At 62.5% G+C, this 17,870-nt stretch carries 14 protein-coding genes and 1 pseudogene; 9 read left to right on the plus strand and 6 right to left on the minus strand.

Annotated features, from left to right (window positions below; translation table 11 throughout):
* The first annotated feature begins 11 nt into the window (after positions 1-11).
* The 8 genes and pseudogenes from KHF85_RS05275 to KHF85_RS05310 all read left to right on the plus strand — a co-directional run bounded on the left by KHF85_RS05275 (position 12) and on the right by KHF85_RS05310 (position 6,893).
* Positions 12-542, plus strand: a complete 531-nt coding sequence (locus tag KHF85_RS05275; RefSeq protein WP_284568772.1) for a MarR family transcriptional regulator — start codon at positions 12-14, stop codon at positions 540-542.
* Positions 532-1,227, plus strand: a pseudogene (locus tag KHF85_RS20475) (hypothetical protein). Before KHF85_RS05275 ends, KHF85_RS20475 begins: the two are co-directional and overlap by 11 nt.
* Before the next feature lie 10 nt (positions 1,228-1,237).
* Positions 1,238-1,390 carry a hypothetical protein gene (locus KHF85_RS05285; protein WP_284568773.1) on the plus strand — a complete coding sequence of 51 codons (153 nt, stop codon included), beginning with the start codon at positions 1,238-1,240 and terminating at the stop codon, positions 1,388-1,390.
* A gap of 82 nt (positions 1,391-1,472) precedes the next feature.
* A complete protein-coding gene (locus tag KHF85_RS05290) occupies positions 1,473-1,757 on the plus strand; it encodes a type II toxin -antitoxin system TacA 1-like antitoxin (protein WP_284568774.1) in 285 nt (94 codons plus the stop codon).
* 1 nt (position 1,758) lies between these two features.
* Positions 1,759-2,058: a type II toxin-antitoxin system RelE/ParE family toxin gene (locus KHF85_RS05295; RefSeq protein ID WP_284568775.1), complete on the plus strand. Its 300-nt coding sequence runs from the start codon at positions 1,759-1,761 to the stop codon at positions 2,056-2,058.
* Positions 2,059-2,103: 45 nt separating this feature from the next.
* Positions 2,104-3,330, plus strand: a complete 1,227-nt coding sequence (locus KHF85_RS05300; protein ID WP_284568776.1) for a DUF1444 domain-containing protein — start codon at positions 2,104-2,106, stop codon at positions 3,328-3,330.
* A 137-nt stretch (positions 3,331-3,467) separates the two neighbouring features.
* Positions 3,468-6,137, plus strand: coding sequence for a M1 family metallopeptidase (locus KHF85_RS05305; protein WP_284568777.1), 2,670 nt, complete (start codon positions 3,468-3,470; stop codon positions 6,135-6,137).
* 105 nt (positions 6,138-6,242) lie between these two features.
* Positions 6,243-6,893 carry a transcriptional regulator gene (locus KHF85_RS05310; RefSeq protein ID WP_284568778.1) on the plus strand — a complete coding sequence of 217 codons (651 nt, stop codon included), beginning with the start codon at positions 6,243-6,245 and terminating at the stop codon, positions 6,891-6,893.
* A 182-nt stretch (positions 6,894-7,075) separates the two neighbouring features.
* Here the strand turns inward: KHF85_RS05310 and KHF85_RS05315 are convergent, their stop codons facing one another.
* Both KHF85_RS05315 and KHF85_RS05320 read right to left on the minus strand, forming a co-directional pair.
* On the minus strand, positions 7,076-8,659 hold the full coding sequence (locus KHF85_RS05315) for a pre-peptidase C-terminal domain-containing protein (protein WP_284568779.1): 1,584 nt from the start codon (positions 8,657-8,659) through the stop codon (positions 7,076-7,078).
* A gap of 116 nt (positions 8,660-8,775) precedes the next feature.
* Entirely contained in the window at positions 8,776-9,309 is a 534-nt protein-coding gene (locus tag KHF85_RS05320) for a hypothetical protein (RefSeq protein WP_284568780.1), read from the minus strand.
* Positions 9,310-9,572: 263 nt separating this feature from the next.
* Here KHF85_RS05320 and KHF85_RS05325 point away from each other — a divergent pair, with 263 nt between their 5' ends.
* On the plus strand, positions 9,573-10,463 hold the full coding sequence (locus tag KHF85_RS05325; protein ID WP_284568781.1) for a restriction endonuclease: 891 nt from the start codon (positions 9,573-9,575) through the stop codon (positions 10,461-10,463).
* 171 nt (positions 10,464-10,634) lie between these two features.
* Here KHF85_RS05325 and KHF85_RS05330 read toward each other — a convergent pair whose 3' ends face one another.
* The 4 genes from KHF85_RS05330 to KHF85_RS05345 are packed head-to-tail and all read right to left on the minus strand — an operon-like array spanning position 10,635 to position 17,493.
* Positions 10,635-12,104: a class I SAM-dependent DNA methyltransferase gene (locus KHF85_RS05330; protein ID WP_284568782.1), complete on the minus strand. Its 1,470-nt coding sequence runs from the start codon at positions 12,102-12,104 to the stop codon at positions 10,635-10,637.
* A 15-nt stretch (positions 12,105-12,119) separates the two neighbouring features.
* On the minus strand, positions 12,120-13,151 hold the full coding sequence (gene rhuM, locus KHF85_RS05335) for a RhuM family protein (RefSeq protein ID WP_284568783.1): 1,032 nt from the start codon (positions 13,149-13,151) through the stop codon (positions 12,120-12,122).
* Positions 13,148-14,716: a restriction endonuclease subunit S gene (locus KHF85_RS05340; RefSeq protein WP_284568784.1), complete on the minus strand. Its 1,569-nt coding sequence runs from the start codon at positions 14,714-14,716 to the stop codon at positions 13,148-13,150. Before KHF85_RS05340 ends, rhuM begins: the two co-directional genes overlap by 4 nt.
* On the minus strand, positions 14,713-17,493 hold the full coding sequence (locus KHF85_RS05345) for a type I restriction endonuclease subunit R (protein ID WP_284568785.1): 2,781 nt from the start codon (positions 17,491-17,493) through the stop codon (positions 14,713-14,715). Before KHF85_RS05345 ends, KHF85_RS05340 begins: the two co-directional genes overlap by 4 nt.
* Positions 17,494-17,870: the final 377 nt, after the last annotated feature.

Genomic DNA, 17,870 nt, shown 5'->3' on the forward strand with positions numbered 1-17,870 from the left:
AAGGGTGCGCTGTGGAGCTCAAGCCCCAGGACCTCGTGGTGCTGTACAAGCAGGTCGCTCAAGCAGGGCGATCCTGGACGTATGCGTCCTTGGGCGAAGCGCTGCAGATGAGCGCCTCGCAAGTGCACCGTAGCGTGAGGCGATGCACGGCGTCCGGCTTGGCGCTTGAGAAAGGGCGCGGCGAATGGGAGGCGGTGCGTACGGCGCTGCATGAATTCGCAGTACATGGCGTGCGCTATGCGTTCCCCGCCACCTTGGGGCCTGTGCGACGAGGGATCCCCACGGCGTTCGGCGCGCCGCCGCTGTCCGTGGATATCGCCAGCGCGCCCGGCGAGGCGCCGGTGTGGCCGAGCGCAGAGGGCACGGCAAAGGGGCCGGGCGTGTCGCCGTTGTCCGCCAATGCGCCGCACGCTGCGCTGGCCGATCCTGGCTTGTACGAATTGTTGGCGCTTCAGGACGCTTTGCGCATCGGCCGTGCGCGCGAGCGCACATTGGCTGCCAAGCACCTCAAGCAACGGTTGGGCCTCGGTAATGCGAGCTGACGATCCCAATCTGCCGCATCTACGTGCGATCGCCGATGCGCTAGGCGAATTGCGCGAGCAGGTCGTCTTCCTCGGTGGCGCAGTCGTTGGCCTGTTGCTGTCCGATCCATTGGCCGAGAGCGTTCGCTCTACCTACGACGTCGATGCGGTGGTGGATCTGGACTGGTCCCGGTTCCGTCGTATCGAAGAGCGCGTACAGACGTAAGGCTTCGCCCGCGAGATGGAAAGCGGCGTGGTCTGTCGTTGGGTGCATCGTGAGTCTGGCGTGGTGTTCGATCTGATGCCGGTGGATTCCGAGGTCCTCGGCTTCTCGAATCGTTGGTACGCCTACGCCGTGGAAACCGCTCAGTCAGTTGAATTGGATGAGCGTTTATCCATACGGATGGTGACAGCGGTTGCGTTGGTTGCGACGAAGCTCGATGCCTTCGCTACGCGGGGTCAGGGCGACTTTCTTTCCAGACACGATCTGGAGGACGTGCTCAATGTCGTCGACGGTCGGGCAGAGCTGGTGGATGAAATTGCCATGGCGCCGGAAGACCTGAGGCACATGGTCGCCAGCGCGTTTGCGGCGCTGATGGACGATCCCGCGTTCGCGAATGCGCTGCCCGGTTTGGTAGCCGAACCCGGAAGGGCAGGGATTGTGCGCGAACGCCTTCAAGCCATGCTCCTTTTGCGGCCACAGTGAAAATCGCCGCATGACGAAGATGCCTCACGCAAGACGACACTCCCAACCTCGCGCTGACGTCGACGCGGTGGCCGAGCGGCGCTACGCCTGCATCATCGCGTCCGGGAAGGCCATTGCGTGGAGCGACATGCGCATCTATCTGCAAAACGCGCATGTCAGCTGAGCTGAACCCTACTCGGTCGGCTACCTGCTGCCTGTACCACACATGTGCTACCTTGCCTCGAACCCATCGCCGGGAGCGCCGCATGAGCACCACCACCATCCGCCTGCCGGACGTGCTCAAGGCCCGCATCGCCAAGGCGGCGGAAGCGGCCGGCACCACGTCGCACAACTTCATCCTGGAAGCCATCGCCGAGAAGGCCGAGCTGGCCGAGCGGCGCGCCGACTTCCACGCCCAGGCCGATCAGCGCTGGGCCGAGTTCCTGGAGACGGGTGAGACCATCCCGTGGGACGCGGCGCGCACCTACTTCAGAGCCCGGGTTGCAGGAAAGCCTGCGAAGCGTCCGGTGGCGCGCAAGCTGGAAGACTGAAGTGGCGCGCATTCGCCTCGGCCCAGGCGTGATCGAGGATCTGGAGCGGATCGCCGCGTATTTGCGCGACCAAGAGCGCGCGCATGCAGAAGAGAGAGCCGAGGAGATCGTCAGCGCGTTCGACGTGCTGGCAGGCAATCCGTTGATCGGCCGCCCGGTCCATGGCGACAGCCGCGAACTGGTGATGGGCCGCGGTTCGCGCGGTGACGTGGCGTCGTATCGCTATGTGGATGTGACCGACACGGTGGTCGTGCTGGCGATCCGCGCACAGCGAGCGGCAGGCTATGCACGCGATGCATGAAACCGAGGCGCGGACACCCGCGCCAACCAACAAGGAAGACCGCTGATGCTCACGGCACTGTTCGACAAGCTGTTCAATCGCAAGCCCAGCCCGGACGCGTTCGCCAAGCTGTTCGAGGAGGCGTTGCGCGCGCAGGGCTGCCGGGACGAACTGGTGTACCGGCCGGACGAATTCCGCCTTGTCGCGCCACGCGGGCGCATCATCAATCTGCACAACGCCTACCACGATTACACCACGGCCGATCGCCAGCGCCGTGGCGAGGTGATGCGCAGCTATGCCGCGGCGTTCGTGGAGGAGGGCGGCGAAGACAACCAGATCGAGACCTTGGAACAGGCGCGGCCGATGCTGATGCCGGTCGTGCGCCATCGCGCCATGTTCGAGGAAATGCGCCTGGAACATGTCCGCGCGCACGGCTGGGAGACGCCTTTTACGACCGTCTGGCGCGAGCTGAGCGAGGACTGCGTCGAGTTGCTGGCGATCGACCGCCCCGATTCGACCTCGACCCTGCTCGCTGGGCCGAAGGACGCATGGGGCATCACCTTCGAGCAAGCCCTGGCCATCGCCCACGACAACCTGCGCGACGCCACGCCGGACCGCTTCGTCGAGGTCGCCGCAGGTATCTACCAGGGCGCATGGCAGGATGCGTACGACACCAGCCGCGTGGTGCTGCCCGACGTGCTGCAACGCGTCCCGGTGAAGGGGCGGCCGGTGTTCATACTGCCCACCCGCGATTGCCTGCTGGTGGTGGGCGACCGCGACGAAACCGCGATGGCCGGCATGCTGGAACTGAGCCTGGAAGCGGCCGCGCACGGCCGCTGCATCTCCTCGGTGGCCTTCGCCTACGACGACGCGCGTCGGATCGTGCCGTTCGCGCTGCCGCAGCCCGCGCACAGGCGCCGCCAGGCCGATCTGCAGCGCATGCTGGAGGCGCCGGCCTATTCCCTGCAGAAGGAACTGCTGGAAAAGATCCATGCCGCAAACCAGACCGACATCTTCGTCGCGTCCTACCGCGTGTTCGAGGAGAACGACGGCAGCGGCCGGCAGTTCTCGTTGGCGACCTGGACCCGCGATGTCGACACCTCCTTGCCGAAGACCGATCGCATCGCCTTCGTCGTGCCGAAGGACGAGGGCGATGCGGATGTGGTGGTCGTGGAGTGGGACAAGGCCGTCGCGGTGGTCGCCGATTTGATGCAGCAGCAGCCCGATTTCTATCCGCCGCGCTTTCGCGTGCGCGACTTTCCCAGCGAGGCGCAACTCAGGCAACTGGCATGACCTGGCCGCTGCCATCGGATCGGCATTGGCGGGGTGCTAACGGCTCGACCTGATCGTCCGCTGTCTGCGTTGCAGGTGGCCGCGCCGAATGCGCCACGCCTTCTGTATCCTGCGCCGGCCCCTTCGCAGAGTCCCCCATGCGCCAGATCCTGACGACCGCTATCGCCCTGGCCTTGGCCAGCGTCTCGCCGTGCACGTTCGCCCAGCCGGACAGTCCTGCACCCATTGCCGCCGCCGCGCCGGCCGCCGCGGTCCCCACGCAAGTGCCGCGCACCGCCAGGCCGCGCCACTACGCGCTGGAGATCACCCCGCACGCCGACAAGATGACGTTCGACGGCAAAGTCCGCATTGCGCTCGACGTGCTGCAGGCCACCGACCGCATCGTGCTGCAGGCGGCCGACCTGCGCTTTGGCCGCAGCACCCTGACCGGCGGCAAGGCCAAGGCGGCGCTGGTGGCCAAGGTCGCCACCGACGCCAACGCGCAGACCGCCAGCTTCGTGTTCGCCAAGCCGCTGGCGCCGGGCAGCTACGTGCTGTCCATCGACTACAGCGGCGTCATCAACACCCAGGCCAACGGCCTGTTCGCGCTGGACTACGCCACCGCGCACGGCCAGCGCCGCGCGCTGTACACGCAGTTCGAGAACTCCGACGCGCGCCGCGTCCTGCCGTCCTGGGACGAACCCGACTTCAAGGCCACCTTCGACCTGACGGTGAACGCACCGGCCGCGCAGATGGTGGTCGGCAACATGCCCGTGGCGGCCACCGCCGACCTCGGCCATGGCCTCAAGCGCGTCGCGTTCCAGACCACGCCGAAGATGTCCACCTACCTGCTGTTCCTGGGCGTGGGCGAGTTCGAGCGCACCGCGCTCAAGGGCGACAACGGCACCGAGATCGGCGTGATGGCCCAGCAGGGCAAGGCCGAGCAGGCGCGCTTCGCGCTGGAGTCCGGCCGCGACGTGCTGCGCGAATACAACGACTACTTCGGCGTGCGCTATCCGCTGCCCAAGCTGGACAACATCGCTGCGCCCGGCGACAGCCAGTTCTTCAGAGCCATGGAGAACTGGGGCGCCATCTTCACCTTTGAACATTCCTTGCTGCTGGACCCGGCGGTGTCGGACGTGACCGACCGCCAGCGCGTGTTCACCACTGCCGCGCACGAGATCGCGCACCAATGGTTCGGCGACCTAGTGACCATGGCCTGGTGGGACGACCTGTGGCTCAACGAAGGCTTCGCCACCTGGCTGGAAGGCCGCACCACCGCCAAGTTGCACCCGGAATGGGATATCGACAAGACCGGCCCGGCCTACGTCAGCCGCGCCGCCATGGGCCGCGACGCCTACGCCACCGCTCACCCTGTGGTGCAGACCGTGACCACCGTCGAACAGGCCAGCCAGGCCTTCGACGGCATCACCTACCAGAAGGGCGCGGCGGTGATCGGCATGCTGGAGGATTACGTCGGCGCCGAGGCATGGCGCGACGGCGTGCGCCGCTACATCGGCAAGCGCGCCTACGGCAACGCCGTCACCGGCGACCTGTGGCAGGAAATCGACGCCGCCGCCCCCGGCAAGCAGTTCCTGCAGGTGGCGCACGATTTCACCCTGCAGCCCGGCGTGCCGCTGATCAAGGTCGCGACCAGCTGCAACGCCGGCACCACCGTCGTGCGCCTGGAGCAGGGCGAATACACCCTGGACCGCCCCGACAAACAACCGCTGCGCTGGCACGTGCCGGTGGCGGTGCGCAGCGGCGACAAAGAAGTGCGTGTGCTGGTGGACGGCAGCGCGCAGCTGCAATTGCCTGGCTGCGTCGCCCCGGTGCTGGTCAACGCCGGGCAGAAGGGCTACTACCGCACGCTGTACGCGCCCGCGCAATTCAAGGCGCTGGCCGACGGCTTCGCCACGCTGCCGGTGGTGGACCAGCTCGGCGTGTTGCTGGATACCAGCGCCCTGGCCACCGTCGGCCTGCAGCCGCAAGCGGATCTGCTCGGCCTGGCTGACAAGGTGCCGGTGGGCGCGGCGTCGGACCTGTGGGCCACTGTCGCCAAGGTCTACGCCGGCATCGACGACCTGTTCCAGAACGACCCGCAGAACCAGGCGGTCTGGCGCCACTACGCGCTGTCGCGGCTTGCGCCGGAGTTCGCCACCCTGGGCTGGGACGACCGCGCCAGCGACTCTGCCCAGGACAAGAAATTGCGCGCGCACCTGATCGACACGCTCGGTGGCATGGGCGACGCGCAGGTGATCGCCGAAGCGCGCCGCCGTTTCGCCGCATTCCAGGCCGATCCCAGCGCCTTGTCGCCGGAACTGCGCAACAGCGTGCTGGGCATCGTCGCCCGCCATGCCGACGCCGCCACCTGGGACGCACTGCACCGGATGGCGCAGAAGGAGACGTCCTCGATGATCCGCGACCAGGACTACCTGCTGCTGGCTACCGCCAAGGACGCCACCCTCGCGCAACGCGCCCTGGACATGGCGTTGACCGACGAACCCGGCGCCACCAACAGCGCCTCCATGATCTCGGCGGTCTCGGACAAGCACCCGGACCTGGCCTTCGATTTCGCCGTGGCCCACCGCGACCAGGTGGACACCCTGGTCGACACCACCTCGCGCGCCCGCTACTACCCTTACCTGGGGTCCGGTTCGGATGACCTGAAGATGGTCGACAAGATCCAGGCCTATGCCGATCGCTACCTCGCTGCCACCTCGCGCCGGGATGCGGACAAGGCCATCGCCGACATCCGCACGCGGGTGAAGCTGCGCGCGCAGCGGGTGCCGCAGATCAAGGCGTGGTTGGCGGGGCGGAAGGGGTGAGGGTGGGTGGCTGGTCGAGTGCGGCTGGCTCCCGACCAGGGAGCCTTCGCCCGGCCCAGCCAAAAGGCTTTGCAAATACCCAGATTGGGTAATAACATACCCATTATGGGTAACAAGGCCGCCACCGCCACTGTAAAGACCGAAGCGCCGCGTGCCGCAACCATGCGGCCATCGGGCCTGGCCGATGCCTTGTTCACCCGCACCCAGCAACGCGTGCTGGCCTTGCTGTACGGCCAGCCGCAGCGCGACTTCGGGGTCGGCGAACTGATCGCGGCCGCCGGCGCCGGCAACGGCGCGGTGCAGCGCGAACTGGCCAAGCTGGTCGATGCCGGCCTGCTCAGCGTGCAGCGCATAGGAAACCAGAAGCGCTACCAGGCCAATCCGCACTCGCCCATCCACGACGAGCTGCTCGGCATCGTGCAGAAGACCATCGGCCTGGCCGGCCCGCTCGGCGAGGCCTTGCAGCCGATCGCCGCGGACATCGTGGCCGCCTTCGTCTACGGCTCGGTCGCCAAGCGCAGCGACACCGCGCGCAGCGACATCGACTTGATGGTGATCTCCGACACGCTGGGCTATGCCGACCTGATGCGCGCGCTGGATGGCATGCAGGCGCGGCTGGGCCGCCCGGTCAATCCCACGCTGTACACGCGCGCCGATTACGCCAAGCGGCTGCGCGACGAAAACGCATTCCTGCAGCGGGTGCTGCAGCAACCCAAGATCTGGGTGATCGGAGGAATGGATGACCTCGCCACTTGAAAACCTGTCCGGCCCCGGCAAGCAACTCAGCGCCGAACCGACCGACCCGCGCGAACTGGAAGGCCTGACGCGCTCGGGCCTGCCCGCCTAGGTCACGCCTTTCCTGTTCCAGGAGCGATTCGGTGCTATGCGAAGTGGAGAAGGCCCGAGGGGCCTTCTCCTTTGGTTGGGCAGAGAGTGCGCTATTCGGTCAGCCTGGCTTGCAATGAAACGCCGGAATACGCCGATTCGCCTCTGAGCCGGACATAGTAGGTGCCAGCGGCAGGTGTAGCGACGTTCAGTGTTTCGTTGTTGCCCGGACGTGTCGAGAACACGTCATGGTGCGTGGCTGTAGGGATGCTTCCCCGCTTCATGTAGAGCGATACGTTGCCGCTGCCGCTGTAGCTCAATACACGTAAGTTGCTTGTGCCGACCGGCACCTCCAGCCGGAACAAGTGATCGGTGCCTGCTGCACCTTCCAGACCGGTTATCGGTACAGCCGGCTCAAGCATGGTGACACCCTCAGCCACACTTTGGAAAATTTCTCCCAGAAGATCTGCGTACACCTCGGATGTGGCATCCGGCGCATAGAAATACAGGCCTCCCGTTTCCCGTGCTAGGCGCGAGAACACGTCGCGGGAGGACTCAGTCGCCGCAACGGACTCGCCGCTGTTCCCGTTGGCAGCACGGGTTCGTCCGGCTGCGCTGGCCACGCAATCGCCCGATAGCAACACATGTACGCGTGTCCCACTGGCGTGGGCCTGGGCGATCAATCCATCCACATCGCCAGAATGCGGGGAGGCGTCAGTGACCAGAATCACTGACCCTTCGGCATCCTCGTCCTCCGCAATGCGTGAAAGTGCAAGAGATATCGCGCCCAGCGAATCTTCTGGGCAGTCGTCTCCGCCGCTCGCGGTGAGCGCCTGCACGGCATTGATCACAGCGGCAGTATCTTCGGTATTGGAAAGCCGTAACGTCGGCGCATCCTTGAAGCTGATCAACTCGTAAGACGTGGCACGCTGTTGCTCGCCACTATTGTTGTTCTCCACGAAACTGGCGAGTGCCGACTTTACGCCATTGAGCTGCGTGTCCATCGAGCCTGTATCGTCGATCGCCAGCTCCACGCGGTTCGGTGGCCACGTTGTCACCAGCGCATTGACACGTACTTCGTCGCCGCAACTGCCAATGTGTACTGATTCCAGGGCGGTGCGGTTGGCGGGATTGCGTGCGCCGCCGGCCAGCCGAAGGACGCCGAAACGCACTTGCGCTTTGCTATCCAGCTCGTTGTCGATGACAAGGATGCCGTTGCGTATTCCCGCGATGGGATCGCGGGATACCGTGGAGGCCATGAAGCCGCTGACTTCTGCGGTCTGTGCCGAAAACGGGCAGGTCACGGTAGTGCTGGCCTCACCATTGATGCCGGCTCCACCGGATATGCGCACCGCGGGAGTGCCGAATCCCCAGAAGATTCCTGCCGGACTGGCATCCTTTCCCGACGCGGCTTGTGCGTGGCTCAATCGTTTCAGCTCGCCTGTTCGCATATCGAGCTGATAGACCGTGTCAGGGTCAAGTTGATGTAGGTATTGCAAGCCAAGCTTGTTGAGGATGAGCCGAAGTTCGGGCCGCTCCTGCACCATCTGATCTGAGAATTGCGTTGCCTTGTTCAGGAGCGCGGGCTCGGGAAAGGCCTTTGGCTCGACTTCCGCCCCATAGGACAGTGCTGGCATGGCTAAACCTGCCAAGAGCAGGGCTCCCATGGGAAATAACGCACGCATTTTCGATGTCACGATAACTTCTCCTTGTCTCGATACAACGCGGCGACTGCATCGGGCTCGTAGTGCCCGTGCTCACTGCCCGGGATGGGCAATCCTTGTGTTTGGTCTTTGCGTAGCGCGGCTAGGGCCTAGCCGGCACGGCCCCGGAAGCGGCTGCGCCCGTAGCTCATACTGCCGCTGGAGATCATGAAGCCATCCTCCGGGGCGAGCAGGTAGCGGTCGTGGACGTCGTATTGCATGAGCCCCACGATGCAGCCGAGTGCCCGATCCAGCGTCTCCATCAATGCAAGATGCTGTTGCATCACTACGGGAACCTGGCCTTTCGACGCAAGCAGCGTCTGGAAGCGCTGTGGATCGCTCATGACGGCCATCACTTCGGAGAGCGCCTCCTGAAGAACGGAAAGGTCTGAGACAGCGCGTTGGTACAGGGGGTGTTCGCTACTTGGCGGCAGCGTCGCCGATGACGCGGCTGCGGTTTCCCTGGCAATGTCGGCTAATGATGGTGCCCAGTCGGGCGTGCCCGCGCCACGCGCTAACCTCTCCACCGCCCGCCGCAACCGATCCACCGTTTCTTCTTGCAGTCCGCGGTCCATCGCATCCTCGCAATACTTGGGTTGAATTGAGTCAGCAGGCGTCAAGGCCACCCGCTGAGAGTGAAGCATGGGGGAATCATATCGCGGGAAGTGTCGGCATGGTACCCGGATGGGTTAAAGAGCATGGGTGCGAAAGCCGGAACGCCCTGCCGCCCAACACATCCGGACGCGGAGGGAGGCAGATGCCATTGGATCGCAATGGGCGGTGTCCGGTTGGACAAGTCGCACGAGGGCTAAGCCAGGGAGGGCTTCCGGCGTTAAGCCCCAGCGTGAAGGCGGCTATCATTGAGTACGCGTCCCGCACCCGAGACACCGGAGTCATGGAAAAGCCGATGGCCAACATCACCAAGCGCCGCAAAGGCGAGCTGATTCGCATGCTGTTCCAGATCCTGAAGGCGCAGCCGGAGGGGATGCGAGCCAGCGAAGCGTTGGAGATATTGGCGAAGCAGGCCACGTTGACCGAGTACGAAGAAGGGAACTACGAAACCGGCGGCCGCCGCTTCGAGAAGATCGTGCGGTTCAGCACCGTGGAGCCCGTGAAGGCGGGCTGGCTGGTCAAGGACAAGGGCATCTGGACGCTGACGCCCGACGGCGAGGCCGCCTTGCAGGCCTATCCCGACCCGGAGCAGTTCAACCGCGCGGTCGGCCAGCTCTACACAAAATGGAAGAGCGCCCAGCCCGACCCGGCCGAGGGCGAAGAAGGCGAGGAAGAGATCGGCGAGGGTTCGGCCACCATCACCCTGGAAGAAGCCGAGGAGAGGGCCTGGACCGAGATCGAGGCGTATCTGGCGGCCATGCCGCCTTACGATTTCAAGGAACTCGTCGGCTCGCTATTGAAGGCGATGGGCTATCACGTCGCCTGGATTGCCCCGCCCGGCAAGGACGGCGGCACCGACATCATCGCCTACAACGACCCGCTCGGCACCCGGCCGCCGCGCATCAAGGTGCAGGTCAAGCGCAACGCCAACTCCCCGCGCATCGATGTGATGGGCCTGCGCAGCTTCATGGCCGTGTTAGGCGAGGGTGATGTGGGCCTGTTCGTGGCCTTGTCCGGCTTCACCAAGGATGCCGACTACGAGGCGCGGCAGTCGCATCGCCGCATCAACCTGATCGATGCGCGCAAGCTGCTGGGGTTGTGGACCGCGCACTACGCCCAGCTCGACGACGTCGCACGCACCCGCATGCCGCTCAAGCCGGTGTGGTTCCTTGCTGGGGACGAGTGAGTGGCGGGCTCTGCCAGGCGACTTGTTTGCATCCAGACCCACGTCAAACTGTGCGTCGGATGCTTGCCTTGGATTGAGTCTTGGTTGAGGGCGCCTAAGGGCAGAGCTCATAACAGCAACAACGGAAAAGGCCCCGCGAAAACGGGGCCTTTTTATACCAGCTGTCGATAGCTACTCGGCGCTTGAGCGAGGGAGTGCCGCACTGACTTCACGGAAAGACAGCAGCGCCGCCTCCAGGTGGTCAATGATCTCAAGTGCCAGCACATCCGGCGGTGGCAGATCATCAAGGTTATCCAGGCTGTCGTCCTTCAACCAGAAGATGTCCAGGCTGGCCTTGTCGCTTTTGGTCAGCGTTTCGTAGTCGAAGTACCTGAAGCGCTCCGATTCCTTGCGCGTATGCCGGTTGGCAGGGTTGTAGCAATCGACGAAATCTTGAAGGTCCTCGCGCTTGAGTTGACGTGTTTTCAAGGTGAAGTGCTTGTTGGTGCGCAGGTCATAGATCCATACGCCCTTGGTGTGAACCTTGCCGTCCTTGGGTTTGTTGTCGAAGAACAGTACGTTCGCCTTGACGCCCTGCGCATAAAAAATGCCCGTTGGAAGACGAAGCAGCGTGTGCACATCGCAGTTCTGCAACAGCTTGCGGCGGATCTTCTCGCCGGCCCCGCCTTCGAACAGGACGTTGTCCGGTAGCACCACAGCGGCCTGTCCCGTTGTCTTGAGCATCGAGACGATGTGCTGCAGGAAATTGAGCTGTTTGTTAGAGGTGGTCTGCCAAAAATCTTGCCGCTCATACGTCAGGGCATCACGATCTTCCTCGCCGTCCTCGTTGGTGATCGTCATGCTGCTCTTCTTGCCGAAGGGCGGATTGGCCAGCACATAATCGACCCGTTTCGAGGGCTCGCCAATCAACGCATCCGAGCGTTCGACGGCAGGAATCCCGTCCAGCTCGCCGATGTTGTGCAGGAACAGATTCATCAGGCACATGCGACGCGTGCCAGCCACGATCTCGTTGCCATGGAAGGTTTCGTGCCGTAGAAATTTCGCCTGGGACGGATTCAGGCGGTTGCCCGGACGTGTCAGCCACTCGTGAACACCAAGGAAGAAGCCGCCCGTTCCACAGGCCGGATCCGCAACGGTCTTCTTGGGCTCGGGCTGCACGCACTCCACCATCGCCTGGATCAGCGGGCGCGGCGTGAAGTACTGGCCGGCGCCGCTCTTGGTGTCTTCGGCGTTCTTCTGCAGCAAGCCTTCGTACAGCTCGCCCTTGACGTCAATGTCCAGGCTCAGCCACTCCTGCGCATCGATCATCTGTACCAAGCGCGCCAGCTTGGCTGGGTCCTGGATCTTGTTCTGCGCCTTGAAGAAAATGGCGCCCAGCATCCCGGGTTCATCGCCTAGCGTGTGCAGCACCTTGATGTAGTGCGCCTCCAGCGGCTCACCGGTCAGTTTCCTCAGGCTGTTCCAGTTGCAGCTACGCGGGATGTGAGTGCCTCGGCTGTGGGGCGGAAGCGAGTATTCGTGGGCGAGTTTCAGGAATAGCAGATAAGTCAGCTGTTCCAGGTAATCGCCATAGCCAACGCCGTCATCGCGCAGCGTGTGACAGAAATTCCAGAGCTTCTGGACCAGGGTATTGCTGTTCATCACTTGGCCTTTCCTTTATTTTTTTTTGCCTGGAAGCAGCTTGGCTGCTTCGGATTCAAGTTGTGCCAAGTCGGCGGCAGCCTCCTGCTCGGCGGCAAGCCGCTCTGTATCGCGTCGGCGGGTATCGAAAGCGGTGAATCGCTCGCCGATGACCGATTCCATCTGGTCGTGGGAAATCTGGCCCGCATTGCTCAGGACAGGGCGCTCGTCGAATGCCAGGAAGCGGTCGGTCTGTGCAATCCAGTCCGCCATGCGGGTTTCCATGCGGCGTAGCGCACGGTCCTCGGCAAAGTCCAGGAACCGCGTCACCAGTCGGTTGAGCTGGTCCAGCTCGTCGGCGTGCAGGTAGTTCTTGGACACCATGGCGTCGGCCTTGCGGATGCGCGGAGTCGGCCAGTTGGTCAGGCCCATGTTCTCCGCCTCGGCATTGGCGCGGCTCACGATCAGGTCGGCGGCCGTCTTGCCGGTGATGACAAAGACCAGCTTGTTCTGGATGGTTGCAAAGAAGGTCTTGGCCATCTGTGCCGTGCCGTCGTAATCGCTGCTGCTTTCCTTGAACAGGTCGCGCAGCTTCTGGTAGAAGCGCTTCTCCGAGCTGCGGATATCGCGGATCCGCGCCAGTAGTTCCTCGAAGTAATCGACCCGCTCGGCATCCTTCAAGCGGGCATCGTTCATGGCGAAGCCTTTCACAAGGTACTCAGCCAGCACCGTGCTGGCCCAGCGTCGGAACTGGGCGCCGCGCGGAGAGCGCACCCGGTAGCCCACCGCCAGGATCATCTCCAGGCGATAGGTCTGAACCGCACGGCTGACCTGGCGCTTGCCCTCTGTTTGAACTGTCAAGGATTCCTTGACAGTTGCCTCGGCGGTCAATTCCCCTTCGTCCAGCACGTTGCGGATATGCAGGCTGATGTTCTGCTTGGTGGTGTCGAACAGCTCGGCAATCTGGGCCTGATTCAGCCACACGGTGCCGTCTACTGCCCGTAGCTGGATATCAGCCTGGCCGTCCTCTGTGCGGTACAGGATCAGTTCGCCCTGGCTGTCACTCATATGCGCTCCTTGGTCTTTCGCGTAGTTTTGCCTGCGCGTTTCGCATCGGCTGCGACGCGCTCGGCGCGGATGCGTTCCAGCAGCATGCTAGCGGGCTCATCGTTCGGGTCCTGGGGAACGAGCTGGCCGGCGAAGGCGGCTTTGAGGATGTTTTTGCGTTGTGCGTTGGACTGCATGAGTGACTGCTTTATTGCCAGCTCTTGTCGATAGACTAATTCCAATGCGGTGGTGATCGCACCGACCATCGCAGCTTGTTCACTCCTTGGAGGTAACGGCACAGGAATAGCTGAAAATTTTCCTGCACTCAGGTGATTAATTCCCACGCCGCCAGATAGTTTTTGAAAAATTCCTAGTTTTTGCCACGCCTGAAAAATGCAGAATGCATAGTCAGGACTAACAGCTCGGGGAGTGAATCGAATGACTGTATTCTGGAAGCAGAAGACTCCAGTCACGTTTGGCCAAATTACAGGCCGCCCAACGTGATGTGGGCTTCCTGATGCCTCAGTCAAAAGAACATCGCCCGCATTGAGCTTGAATGTCAAAATCTCATCTGCGCTAAAATCCATTTCCAGCACATCATTGAAATCGACACCTTGCTCTGTAATGTTTGCTGCACGGATGTACTTGACGGGGCACAGTCCGCTCATCTTATCCGGTGAGCGTTGACGCCCGAGCTGGACTTCGCCTAACTGCTCAACAGAAGCCCACACCCAGCCCTCCGGGAGGATGGGCAAACCGGAAGTTTCAGGCGTAATAGGTGCGGGATACTTGGACTGCCAGGCTTTCGGCGGAACCTTGCTCTGCTCAGCGAACTTGGCGAGTTGCTTGGCTTCCCAGCGGGCGCGGCGCTCGGTGAGGATGCGCTGCAGAAGCTCGGCACCTGTCTCCTGCTGTTCACCGATTTGCGCGCGGGCAGTACGCCAGTCAGCGGTAAGGGTGCCTTCCACGGCAGCCTTCAGCAGCGATTGATGGTACCGTACCAGCTTGCGCTGCGCCGCCTTCAACTCGGCCACGCCGGCATCGAGGTCGGACAGCAGCTCTTCGAGCTTTTCAACGATGCGATCCTTCTCGGACTTCGGTGGAATAGGTATTTGGATCAGGCTAATGCGCTGTTGCCCAATATTGCGCATAGAGTCCTGATTTCCTGAGGACAGTAATTCAATTTGAGTTCGTCCAGAATGACTTCGCAGGAAATGCAGAACCCATCGCTTGTAGTGTTCGTCAGCGAAATGCAATCGTAAAATCTTGTCGCTAAGCATGATTCGCTGGCTGGCCTGCTCTGCAATAACGCATGCGCCAACCAGTTCAATGGTGTTAGCGCGTGAGAAGAGGAAGTCTCCTTTTTGGATAAATAGTGTGGAGTTGATTCGGGACTGCTCGGTACAGGTTTTGCTCTCTGCTTCTTGGTATTCGCCCCAAGTGACAGCGCTGACTTTAACTACACCAACCTCCGTACTAGCAGGAGGGCGCTCTTCACACTTAAAGCTCTTCCCGGCTTCGATACGTGACAGAAGGTCATCCAAGAAAGCAATTGCCCAATTGGCGGGCAGACAGGTCTCTTTCAAGCCACCAACTCCTCATTCATTTCATCAAGCAATCCATCGAGCTGCTCACCAAACACATTCCACGCCTTCTGCAGACCACCTTTGCCAGCCAGTTGCGCGTAGTCGAAATCCTCGCGGCTGATCGCACAGCTGGACGCGATGTGGTCCTTGATCAAGCGCAGCCACTCGGTCTGCTCTGCCGTGAACGACGTGGTGCGGCGCGCATTGTGCCGGAAAATCCATGTCTGGAAGCGCTTGTCCACGCTATCGGCGTAGGGGCGCAGTTCATCGTCCAGTCCCAATGCAAAGCGCACCAGTGAAACAAGATCCGTCAGTTGGCGGCGTGTATTGGCGCCCGTCACCTTGCTGGCCTGCACGCGGGCGTACGCCGACCACAACCGATCGGTGGTCAGCATCAGCGGCGGGCGCCCCATCGCTTCGTGCAGTTCCTCGATCATGGCGAAAGTGAGTGGCCGGCGCTGGTAGGGCTGGGCGTAGAAGAAGCCCAGCGCGGCGATCTCATCCTTGTGCTGTTGCAGGTAGTCCTGGAAGGCCTGGACGGTCGTCTTTGCCTGGGCTTCGGCCTGTTTGCTGTAGCCGCTAAAGGTGATCTCATCCAGGTTGATATGGTCGATCAGCTGTTCGCGCTCACGGCGCGCCGACTCAATCTCATCGCGCAGCGCTGGATCGTCGAAGGGGCGACAGGCGACGGCGATGCGTTTGGTGCGAGCGGCGTCCAGTTCTTCGGGAGTGATCGTCTCTGCGCTGCGGGTGATGCCCGCTGCCTGTGCCGCATCCAGCGCGTCGGCCAGGACCAGGTCCGGGTTTGCCGCGCTCACCAGCCCACGGGCCAGCTCGGACAGACTGGCACCCTTGGCGGTCTGCCTGATGCGGGCCAGCGCCTTGTCATCCAACTGCTTGTTCAGGCGTATGAGCCGATTGCCAAGGCTAAGCACGGTGTCCTCGTCCTGCCAGCCAACGGCGATGCTCTTGAGCAGCTGGTCCAGGCTGACGCCGGGCTTCTTCTCCAGCGGGCGGGTTTCGGTCTTGAGGGACTTCTCCACGCCCACCGCGTCTATCAGGACAAAGCGGGTCTTGGCGCTGTCCACGCTGTTGCTGACTTTCTTGAGCGATTCCATGTCCAGGCTGCGGACACCGCGCCCTTTCATCTGCTCGTAGTAGCCCTTGCTGCGTACATCGCGCATGAACAACAGGACTTCCAATGGCTTCACATCGGTACCGGTGGCGATCATGTCCACGGTGACGGCGATGCGCGGGTGGTAGTCGTTGCGGAAATTGGACAGGACAGTGTCGGGATCTTCATCGGCTTTGTAGGTCACCTTTTTGCAGAAGGCGTTGCCCTGGCCGTAGACCTCCCGGACAGCCTTGATGATGTCGTCGGCGTGGCTGTCGGTCTTGGCAAAGATCAGCGTCTTGGGGACTTCCTTGCGGTTGGGGAAGATGCTGGTCTCTACGGCGGATTTCATCGCCTGGACGACCTTGCGAATCTGACTGGTGTTGACCACCGAGCGGTCGAGCTCCTTGCCGGTGTAGGCCACGTCTTCATCGGTTTCGGCCCAGCGTTTCTTGCGGGTTTCGCGATGGCGGTGGTCCACCCACTGTTTGGCTTTGAGCTCGGCGCCGGCCTTGGTGATCTTGGTGTCGATCTCGTAGACGTCGTAACCGACGTTGACACCGTCCACGACGGACTGCTCGTAGCTGTACTCGGCCACGATGTTTTCGTTGAAAAACCCGAAGGTGCGCTTGTCCGGGGTGGCCGTCAGGCCGATCAGGAAGGCATCGTAGTAATCCAGCATCTGCTTCCACAGGTTGTAGATGCTGCGATGGCATTCGTCGATGACAATGAAGTCGAAGGTCTCGATGGGGACGGCAGCGTTGTACGCGACCGGCCTGGGCTGTTTGATCGCCGAGGGCAGTTCAGCCATCGAGACGTCCTCAGCCGATTCGTCGATTGGTTGTCCGGACAGGATGGAATACATGCGCTGGATGGTGCTGATGCACACCTGGGCATGGGGGTCGATCTGGCTGCTCGTCAGGCGCTGGACGTTGTACAGCTCGGTGAACTTGCGGCCGTCATCGGGCGGCGTATAGGCCATGAATTCCTGATGTGCCTGTTTGCCCAGATTGCGCGTGTCCACCAGGAACAGGATACGCCTGGCCCCGCCGAACTTGAGCAGGCGGTAGACCGAGGTGATGGCGGTGAAGGTCTTGCCTGCGCCGGTTGCCATGTGGACCAGTGCGCGCGGCCTGTTCTGGGCCAAGGAGCGCTCCAGCCCCGTGACCGCGCTGACTTGGCAGTCGCGAAGGTTTTCCTCGGGCAAGGCCGGCATGCGCTCGGCGAGCCGGTGGCGCAGGGTGTCGGCTTCGGCTGCCCAATCGGCGAGGGTCTGGGGCTGGAAGAAGTGGAACAGCTCGCGCGCACGGGGATGGGGATCGCGTCCGTCCGTGAAGTGAATGATCTGGCCGGTGCTTTCGTACAGGAAGCGCAGAGGCTCTTTGCTCTTGCGCCATTTCAGGGTGGCATTGGCATAGCGCTCGGTCTGGGCTTCATGCATGGTGAGGTTTTCACCAGCCTCATCACGTTTGGCTTCGATGACGCCGACCGACTCGCGGTCAACAAACAGGACGTAGTCGGCCGGGCCGCTATCGGTGGGGTACTCGCGGACCGCGACGCCTCTGCCAGCCCCAAGGTTGACCTGCTTGGCGTCCTGAACCAGCCAGCCCGCCGCTTCCAGCTTGCTGTCGATGAGCTGCCTTGCCTTGATTTCTGGCGTCATGCCGTTCCCCCGATTGGCCAAGTCTTTGGTAAAGGGGATTGTATGGGCTGGATGGCGTAGGCGGGTGCGTGTAGATCTAGATCGGAGGCATGGGTTTTCATGGATGCGGGGCTTGCACGTCTTCCGTTTTGCTCCTGGGTTCTTGGCCTTTTCATTCACGGTCTTGATGCCATGTGTACTGAGGCAACGAGCCAGGATGTGCTGCCTGGCAGCGGATCGCTGCCGCCTTGGATAAGCGTCGCGCCAGCTCTAACTTGCGCTGACTTCCTGTGAGAGTCGAACTCGCCCCAGCCTCTTGACGCGCCACTCGGCCAGTAGCAAAATTACTAAACGGAGCCTAGAAACTCCTCGTATAGCGGTACCCACCTCCGACAAAC

This window comes from Xanthomonas graminis pv. graminis, from assembly GCF_030168915.1.
In the GTDB taxonomy this organism is placed as follows: domain Bacteria; phylum Pseudomonadota; class Gammaproteobacteria; order Xanthomonadales; family Xanthomonadaceae; genus Xanthomonas_A; species Xanthomonas_A translucens.